We start from the raw sequence: 7,261 nt of genomic DNA on the forward strand, positions 1-7,261 counted from the left end.
GTCGGCGTGTGTGGCCAAGGTGGGTGCCCCGTCCGTCCGGGCCACCCGGGCGCCGGTGCACGGGTGGCGTCGTTCGTTAGGAAAGTTTCCTATCGATGGCGGGAACCTAGAGCTTGGGCGACGGGTACGTCAATGCTTCGTGCGGGACGCAACCGAGCCGTGATCCGCGGAAGGCCGCACCGCCTGCCCGGCCGGGGCGTGCCCAGGAGGCCCCGGGTCTCACGTCGGCCGCCGCCGGGTGGGACAGGGGCGGGCCGTTCCACCGGTGTGGCTCGCGGGGACGCCGGAGGGCGCGAGCCCTCGCCGTCACTGCCGGCTCCCTCAACTCCCTCGCAGCTCGGCCCACTTCGGGCGCTGGAAGGCAATCCTGCTCACTTACGAACCATTGCTCTCCGTCAGAGGCCGCACTTATCGTGACGTGTCTTCATCAATGAGGGCACTCGCTCGCGTACGTCACAACGGGAGGTCCGATATGCCCAGCACGCTGTTCGATCTCGATGTGGAACTCGTGGAATCGACCGAGCGGGAGGCCGTGCACCCCGAGGCCGCCCGGGAACTCGACGAGAACGCCGCCCTGACCCCGACCACGGTCAACACCTACGCCGTCGGTGTCGCCATGTGCGTGCCCTGCTGCTGAGCACACACCGGCAGGGGGACCGGCGCGGCTGCCGCCGCTCCGGTCCCCGCGCCACTGAACGACCGCAGCGCGACCGCCGCCGCGCCCCCGGCCCGGGCCGAGGGGCGGGCGGCGGCCCGTGACAGGGACGGGCCGGGCGAGCGAACGGGGGAAGCGGTGTCGCAGTCGAGACCGGTGGACGAGCCACCGGAACCGGTGTTCGAAGCAGCGGGCTTCGGAGTCGTCAGGATGGCGGCGCTGCCCGTCGGCCATCCCAGCGCCGTACGCACCCTCGAAGGGACCGGATACGGCCTGGCCGGCCCCGCCGGGGACGAGGCGGAAGAGACCGCCCGGCTCGCCGGCTACCTGCGGGACCTGACCGCGGACCCCGTCGTCAGGGAAGCCCTCGACGTATCGAGCACGTCACTGGCCGGCACCCTCGCCAGGATCGAGGACGGCACGCCGCCCCCGGTGGCCAGGCTGCGCCGTGCCGCGCTCGCCGTCACCCGCTACGTGCTGCGCATGACCGGCCGCCCCACCCCGTTCGGCCTGCTGGCCGGCGTGGGCACGGCCCGGTTCGGAGCGCGGACCTCGGTGCGGATCGGCACCGCGCACCGCAAGTGGGCGCGCCCCGACGCCGGCTGGCTGGACGATGTCGTACGGCGGCTGCACCACGACCCCGCCGTGCGGGACGTGCTGCTGGTCGCGGCGAACAACCTGTGCGGCGTCCGGCGGGACCGGCTCGTCCTGCCGTATGTGCGCGCGGGGCGGGACGAGCCCGCGGACGCGCCCGTTCCGCACGAAATGACGCTCCAGTACGGCCCCGTCGTCCGGGCCGCGGTGGAGGCCGCGCGCCGGCCGCTGCCGTTCGCCGCGCTGCGTGCCGCCGTGTGCGAGCGGTTTCCCGAGGCACGCCGGGAGGACGTGGAGCGGCTGCTCGTCGGACTGATCGACCGCGAGGTGCTGCTCACCGACGTCGCCGCCCGCCAGGACCTGCCCGACCACCTCGGCGCCGTCAACGCCCGGCTGGCCGAGGCGGCACCTCGGCGCCCGGACGGTCCGGACGGCCCGGAGCCGAAGGACGGCGCACCGGCGCAGTGCCCGCCGGACGTGGTCGCGGGGCTGCGCCGGCTGGCCACCACGCTGGAGGCGTACTCCGCCGCCGCGCCCGGCACCGGACGGGAGCAGTGGCGGCAGGTGCTCGCGGTGCCGCACGAGGTGCGCGGCGCCACCGGCACGCGGGAGACCGGTACCCGGCCGCCCGTCCACGTGGACCTGCGCGTGGATGCCGACCTGCTGCTGCCGGACGCGGTGCGGGAGGAGGCGGCACGCGCGGCCGGGGCGCTGTGGCGGCTGGCCCCCGACGAGGGGCACTACCCGCAACTGGCCGAGTACCACCGCGCCTTCCTGGACCGGTACGGCACCGACCGGCCGGTCGCCGTCAGGGAATTGCTGGACCCGCACCTGGGCCTGGGGCCGCCCGCCGGCTACCGGGTGCCGGCCGGGGACCGCGCGGCGGGGCCCGCACCCGCCGTGGCGTACCCGGCGGACCGTGACGAGGCGCTCGGCCAGGCCGTGCACGAGGTGCTGGCCGGCGGGCCCGGCGGCGAACTCGTCCTGGACCAGGCGCTGCTCGACCGGCTCGCCCCGCTCCGGGACACGGAGCCCGGGCCGCCGCCCGGAACGCTGGACCTGTGCGTGCAGCCGCTCGCCCGCTCGGTCGCGGCCCTGGAGGCCGGAGACTTCCGGCTGCTGGTGGCGAACGGCTCCTACACCGCCGGCGCGATGGCCGGCCGCTTCGCCCAACTGCTCGGAGTCGAACGGGAACTGGCGGCCCTGCACGACGTTCCCGCCGCGAACCGCGGCGCGCCGCGCGGGGCCCCGCGGGAGGAGGCCCCGCTCCCGGTCCAGCTCTTCTTCCAGCCGCGCCACGCCCGCTCGGGCAACGTCGCCCGCGTACCCCGGCTCGCCGCCCGCACCGTCGCAGCCGGCTGCTTCCCGGTCCCCGAGGACGCCCCGGGCAGCACCGTCGCACTGGACGATCTCGCCGTGGGCGCCACCCGCGAGCGGCTCTTCCTCGTCCAGGAGTCCACCGGGCGCGAGGTGACGATCCTGCGCCCCAGCATGCTGAACATCGCCACCGAGGCCCCCAACGCTGCCCGCTTCCTGGCCGGTGTGGGCATGAGCGGACTGCGGCCCTGGGCGCCGTGGCAGTGGAGCAGACTGGACGCGCTGCCCCGCCTGCCCCGGGTGCGGTACGGGCGGACGATCCTGGCGCCCGCGCGCTGGCGCCCGCCGCCCGAACTGCGGGACCCCGCGCTCGACGGCAAGGAGTGGCTGCGCGCGCTGGAGCAGTGGCGGGCCCGCTGCGCGGTGCCCACGGTGCTCCGGGTGAGCGTGCTCGACCACCATCTGGACCTGGACGTCACCGCCCCGGCGCACCAGCAGGTGCTGCGCACCCAGTTCGTGGGAGGTGCGGTGCCGCTGGTGCAGGAGTCACCGCTGGCCGACCCCGCCGGTCTGGGCTGGTCCGACGGGCACGCCACCGAGGTCGTCGTCCCGCTCCTGCCCACCCGTCCCCGTCCGGCCGTGCCGAGGGCGCCCCGCCCCGCGGCCTCCCGCGCGCGGCACGTGCCGGGCGGCGCCTGGCTGTACGCCAAGCTGTACGCGGCCCGCGACCGGCTCGACCCGCTGCTGGTGCGGGACCTGCCCCCTCTCCTGGAGCGCGTCGGCCCGGAGGTGGACCGCTGGTTCTTCCTCCGCTACGCGGACCCCGGCCCGCACCTGCGGCTGCGCCTGCACGGTGAACCGGCCGCCGTACGGGAACGGGTGCTCCCCGCCCTGCACGAGTGGGCGGGCGACGCCGCGGCGGACGGCGTGATCCGCAAACTGGTGCTGGACACCTACGAGCCGGAGACGGAACGGTACGGCGGCCCCGAGGCGCTGCCCTGGGCGGAGCGGCTCTTCCACGCCGACAGCCGCCTGGTGACGGCCCATCTCGCCGCGCGGGCCCGGGGCGGCCTGGCGATGCCCGCCGACACGCTCGCCGCCCTCGACCACGCCGCGCTGCTCGCCGCGCTCGGTGACTGGGACTGGTGGGGCTGGGTGCTGGCGGCCTACCCCGCCGACGTGCAGAACGAGATCCCCGCGGCACGCCGCCGCGCAGCACTCGGGCTCGTCGACGAGTACGCCGCCGACCCTGAAACCGCCACGGAGCGCGCCGCGCTGGCCGAGGCGGCACGGGCGTACGGAAAGGCGCTGGGCGTCGGCACCGCGCAAGGACCCTCGCCCGAGCGCGGAGCGGCCGTCGCGGCCCTCCTGCACATGCACGCCAACCGGCTGCTCGGCATGGACCCGGCCGCCGAGCGGCGCTCCTACGGCATCCTGCGCGGCCTCGTGAAGAGGTTCGCCGGAAGGGCTCAGCACACGTGAACGGCGAACAGTACGCGCGCGCACACCGGTGTGCGAAGGGCGCACCGCACGGGAACGGCGGGGGCTGCGGGAACGACGGGCAGCGCGGCGGCGGAGGCCGTGCGGCCGGAAGTCCGCGCGCTGCCGGAGGCGCGGGCGCGGAGCAGGACACGGGCGCGGACATGGGCGCGGGCGCGCACCCGCACCGGAGCAGGACCGCGGCCAAGGCCACAGCCGGCGTGGGCGGGGAGGTCTGATGACAGGGACGGCGGCCCGGGGTGCGGCGGCATCAGCGGACGGGAGCACCTCCGACGGCGGGGCCCGGGGCCCGGCGGGCGCGGGGCCGGCGACAGACGGCCGGACCCGCACGGAACTGCGCCGGGCCGCCGCGCGGACCGTCGCCGAGATCGCCGCCAGGCTCGGTGACCCGGAGGCGGTGGTGGCCGCCACCGTGGCCGGCGGCACCCATGCCGAGGCCGACGAGAGCCGCTCGCCGCTGTGGGAACCGGGCTCCCTCAACCGCGGCTATCCCGCGCTGGCGCTGCTCCACGCCGAGTTGGGCGCGAGCGGGGAGGGGCGGTACGCGCCGCAGGACCCCGACGTGCACCGTGCGACCGCGCACCGCTTCCTTCGGCTCAGCGCGGAGGCGACCGCGAAGCAGCCGGTCCGCGGTGCCTTCGCCGGGCTGGGCGCGCGGGCCGGCGCGGTGCGCGTGGCCGCCGTGCGCGAGGGCGAGTACGCCTCGCTGCTGCGGCGCACCGACTCCCGCATGGCCGAGTACGCCCACCACCTCGCGGCCCTGCACGCCTCGACGCGGCAGGCGGGTCTGCCGACCTACCCGGCCGTCGTGGACGTCCTCAGCGGACTGAGCGGGGTCGCCCGCCATCTGCTGCACCGGCGGGCGGGGCACGGGCAGGCCGGGGAGGCGGGGGAGACGAACGAGGCCGCGCTGCGGGCCGCCCTGTCCTCGCTGGCGGACCTGCGCACCCCGCTCCACGTCGCGGGAGCCGAGGTTCCCGGCTGGTGGTACGGGGCCACCAGTCGCACCCGGGTCGCGGAGGAGTTCGCCGACGGCCAGGCCAACTTCGGTCTGGCGCACGGCGTTCCGGGCCCGCTGGGGCTGCTGTCGCTGGCCTGGAGCGAGGGTTTCCGGGTGGCGGGGCAGGCGGAGGCGATCACCGCCATGGCCGAGTGGCTGCTGGAGTGGCGCGAGTACGACGAGGCCGGGCCGTACTGGACCCCGTACGTCCCCCTTCGCTACTACGCCGACCGGCACGGGCACGGGACCCCGCGGCCCGCGCGGCCCTCGTGGTGCTACGGCGCCACCGGTACCGCCCGCGCGCTGGAGATGGCGGGCCGCGCGCTCGACCGCCCGGAGTGGACGCGGGCCGGACTGGAGGCCGTGGCGGCCATGCTCCGCCGGCCCGCCGAGGGGTGGGGCATCGACGACCACGCGTTGTGCCATGGCTGGTCGGGCGTCCTGTACCAGCTCAAGCTGTGGGAACTCGCCCACCCCGGGGCCGGGTTCCGTACCGCGGCCGACGAGGTGGCCGCACGGCTGCTGGACGGCTTCGATGCCGGGGCCCCCTTCGGGTACCGCTACCACCAGCCGGCCGCCGACCTGCTGCTCGACATGCCCGGTTTCCTCGACGGCGCCGCGGGCATCGCGCTCGCCCTCCACGCCTACGCCACCGACCGGCCCTCCGTCAGCGGCTGGGACACGCTGTTGCTGCTGAACTGAGGTGGCGACGCCGATCCGGTGTCAGGTGCCCTGCCGCCGCTGCCGGTCGAAGCGGCGCAGTACCGTCACCACGCGGGCGAGGGCGACCACGGCACCGGCCACGCATCCGGTGGCGCGGAAGGCGTTCTCGGCTCCCGGCGGCAGGGACCACCGCAGGGCGGGCGCGGCCAGCAGGGCGAGGACGGCGCCGCCCAGCAGCGTCGCGGTGACCAGCGCGTACATGGTCTCGACCGTTGCCGCGTCCTTCTCCCACCGCACTTCCCGCCCCCGGTCCATGGCCGTATCCTCGCAGCCCCGCGGGCTCGTTGCCCAGTGCGCGGCGGCCGGGCCGACGGCGCCCCCGCCGGCTACGGCGCGGTGACGTACTGCGCGAGCCCCTCGCCCAGGGACCAGTCGGCCGAGGTGTTCTCGGTGACGGTGACGAACATGTTGCGCGGTTCCGTCCCGGCGTAGGCGTGGGCGAGTTCGGCGATGCGCCGGTAGAGCGCCTGCTTCTGGGCGGTGGTGCGGCCGGAGCGCATGGTGATCGCGACGTACACGATGCCGTCGTCGCGCCGCACGCCCGGATAGGTGCCGTGGCGCAGGGTGCCGGTGCTGCCGTCGTGACCGACCAGCACCTGGAAGTGGTCGTCGGGCGGGATGCCGAGCGTCTCGACCAGGGCCTCGTGCACGGCGCGGCCGAGCGCGTCGAGCCGGTCGCTGTCGGCCCGGAGGGCGTCGATACGGACGAATGGCATGGTGGGGTCCCCCTCCGTTGCGTACATACTAGTAGGTACAGTAACAGGGGAGGGCTCTCCGCTTCAGGCCGCGGCCTCACCGGCCCGCTCCTCCGCCGGCCGGCGAGCCCCGCCGCGCCGGCCGGCGGCCAGCAGGAACAGGCCCAGCGCCGCGATTCCGGCCGCACCTGCCACCACGGGCAGCGGGCCGGGCCCGGCCGCCTCCAGCACCGCGCCGCCCGCCGCGCCACCGACCGCGACACCCAGATAGGTGCCGGAGGTGTTCATCGCCAGCGCCTGGGCGGCGACCGGTCCGGCCAGCAGATGCAGGCGCGCCTGCACGGCGGGGGAGTTCCAGAACGCCGCGCCGCCCCACACCGCCACGACGGGAAGCAGCAGGGCGACCTGCACCGGCCGTGCCGCCCACAGTGCCGTCAGCGCCGCCATCGTCAGCACGAACAGCCCGACGCCGGCCGCCAGGGTGCGGTCCGGCCCCCAGCGGTCGGTGGCCAGTCCGCCTCCCCAGATACCGGCCATGCCCGCGAGCCCGGAGACGGCGAAGAGCAGCCCGCGCGCGCCCGCGTCGGCGGACGCGAGCCGGTCCGTGAACGGCGCCAGGTAGGTCAGCAGCATCATGGAGCCGGACATCAGCACCACGTTCGCCGCCAGCCCGAGGGAGACGGCGGGGCGCGCCAGGATCGCGAGTTGGGAGCGCAGCGGCAGCGCCGGCTCCGGTGCGGTGCGGCGCGGGAGCTGGGTGAGGAAGCCGAGGAGGAC

General features: G+C 76.2%; 5 protein-coding genes and 1 pseudogene. 3 read left to right on the forward strand and 3 right to left on the reverse strand.

The window, feature by feature from the left end; translation table 11 throughout:
- The first annotated feature begins 472 nt into the window (after positions 1 to 472).
- From FM076_RS30215 to FM076_RS30225, 3 genes are all read left to right on the forward strand, one after another.
- Positions 473 to 637, forward strand: a complete 165-nt coding sequence (locus tag FM076_RS30215) for a hypothetical protein (protein ID WP_173874011.1) — start codon at positions 473 to 475, stop codon at positions 635 to 637.
- A gap of 195 nt (positions 638 to 832) precedes the next feature.
- Positions 833 to 4,048 (forward strand): thiopeptide-type bacteriocin biosynthesis protein, encoded by a 3,216-nt coding sequence (locus FM076_RS30220; protein WP_207730279.1) that lies wholly within the window; start codon positions 833 to 835, stop codon positions 4,046 to 4,048.
- 235 nt (positions 4,049 to 4,283) lie between these two features.
- Entirely contained in the window at positions 4,284 to 5,768 is a 1,485-nt protein-coding gene (locus FM076_RS30225) for a lanthionine synthetase C family protein (RefSeq protein ID WP_173874013.1), read from the forward strand.
- 21 nt (positions 5,769 to 5,789) lie between these two features.
- Here the strand turns inward: FM076_RS30225 and FM076_RS30230 are convergent, their stop codons facing one another.
- From FM076_RS30230 to FM076_RS30240, 3 genes and pseudogenes are all read right to left on the reverse strand, one after another.
- Positions 5,790 to 6,044, reverse strand: a complete 255-nt coding sequence (locus FM076_RS30230; RefSeq protein ID WP_173874014.1) for a DUF6332 family protein — start codon at positions 6,042 to 6,044, stop codon at positions 5,790 to 5,792.
- A 71-nt stretch (positions 6,045 to 6,115) separates the two neighbouring features.
- Positions 6,116 to 6,505, reverse strand: a complete 390-nt coding sequence (locus FM076_RS30235; protein ID WP_173874015.1) for a tautomerase family protein — start codon at positions 6,503 to 6,505, stop codon at positions 6,116 to 6,118.
- Positions 6,506 to 6,568: 63 nt separating this feature from the next.
- Positions 6,569 to 7,261 (reverse strand): annotated as a pseudogene (locus tag FM076_RS30240) (MFS transporter); the annotation flags it as partial.

This window comes from Streptomyces albus subsp. chlorinus, assembly GCF_013302895.1.
Lineage (GTDB): Bacteria > Actinomycetota > Actinomycetes > Streptomycetales > Streptomycetaceae > Streptomyces > Streptomyces chlorinus.